A 1,518-nucleotide genomic window follows, 5' to 3' on the forward strand; every position below is an offset into this window, starting at 1 on the left:
CGGCCCTCTTCATAGTAGGCCGCGAGCTGTGTGGTTTGTCCAACTTCGGTGAACAGTCTGCATGTCGGTTGGTTAATTACTGTCATTGTCTCATCCTCTGTTTATGTTTATGTAGTGCGTTAAACGCCACATCAGCGTAATCCAGAGTGAGGCCAGACCAAATGAGAGATTGATTTATAAAGCAAAATCCAGAGATATCCCCGACCAGCGGCCGGGGAAGCATTAGCGGGCTTACTTGATGGCTGCGCGTTGTCCCACGGCAACATGAGAACGCTTAACGCGTCGTGAATAAACAGCCGTAATGATTGGCACAATGACGGAAGTGACAATGACAGAAGTGGCGACTAGCGCTGTGGCAGCCGGTGCGACCGGTTTAAACTGTGGCAGCATCTCGGCAATCAACACCGGCGTAGCCACCGCTGCACCGGCGGTGCTGGATGCCGCAATCCCCGCCGTACCATCGCCACCGCCAATCAGGCGATCGGCAATGATCAGCGGAATGCCGGTCACAATGATCACTGCGACGCCGAGCATGATTCCCAGCAGGCCGGTTTGCGCGATGACGGTCAAATCAATGGTGTTGCCCAATGCGAAGGCAAAGAACGGAATTAGCGTGTGTACCGCTTTGCCAAAGAACTCGCGCAGTTCGGGATCGAGATTTCCGAGCGCAAATCCAACGATAAACGGCAGCACTGCACCCACGAAGACATGCGGCTCGAATGAGGCGATGCCTGCGGTGCCGAGGATCACCATCGTCATCAGCGGCCCCGACTCCAGCGACATCAAGACGAACGCACCGGCTTCTTCTTTCGAACCGTATTGCTGCATGATGGAAGCATATAAGCCGCCGTTGGTCATATCCATCGCCGCCACTAACGCCAGCGTGGAGAGTCCGGCAAACATGCCCACTTCCACGCCGTTTTCTGGCATTACACGTGAAGCAATCGCCGCGACAACCCACGCCACCGCAATCTTGGTGAGCACCAGCGTGCCGGATTTACGCAGCACCGTGCCGGTGGCGCTGAGTTTGATGGATGCGCCCATGCAGAAGAACCATACTGCGAGGATCGGTACGGTGCCGGTCATCAACCCATTAGTGAACGAACCAAAGTATTTACCTGCGCCCGGAGAGAACGTATGACATAACGCGCCCAAAAACAGCGGTATCAGCATCATGCCGCCAGGAATCTTATCGATTGCACGTTTGATATGCATAAGGGTGTCACCTTAACTGAGCCAGAGGGAGGTGTTTTATGAATTGCCAGATGGCATGGCGAGCAAGATAACGATTGGCTGAAAGGAAAAAAGTGATCGCAAATGCATTTATGAAACGCTGTTTTATTTTTATTGATTTGTGATTTTGTATTTATGACGCGCATCGCCATACCAGATGATTTGAAGCTAAATGAGGGGCGATGGAAGGATTAATGCTTGTAAGTTAAGAGAGGGGCTTTAGATTTGGTGCGGGCTCTGACTCATCTGCTGCGTCACGGGCCGTCCTCGCGCCGCTAACGCGGT

1 protein-coding gene and 1 pseudogene are annotated in these 1,518 nt (G+C 53.1%); both read right to left on the reverse strand.

All coding sequences use genetic code 11. From position 1 onward, the window contains the following. Window positions 1-86, reverse strand: a pseudogene (locus RTY00_RS24650) (enoyl-CoA hydratase); the annotation flags it as partial. A gap of 145 nt (window positions 87-231) precedes the next feature. Continuing rightward, window positions 232-1,215 carry a 2-keto-3-deoxygluconate transporter gene (kdgT, locus tag RTY00_RS24655; RefSeq protein ID WP_007892437.1) on the reverse strand — a complete coding sequence of 328 codons (984 nt, stop codon included), beginning with the start codon at window positions 1,213-1,215 and terminating at the stop codon, window positions 232-234. Window positions 1,216-1,518 lie beyond the last annotated feature (303 nt).

The organism is Pantoea sp. CTOTU49201, from assembly GCF_032054795.1.
GTDB lineage: Bacteria > Pseudomonadota > Gammaproteobacteria > Enterobacterales > Enterobacteriaceae > Pantoea > Pantoea symbiotica.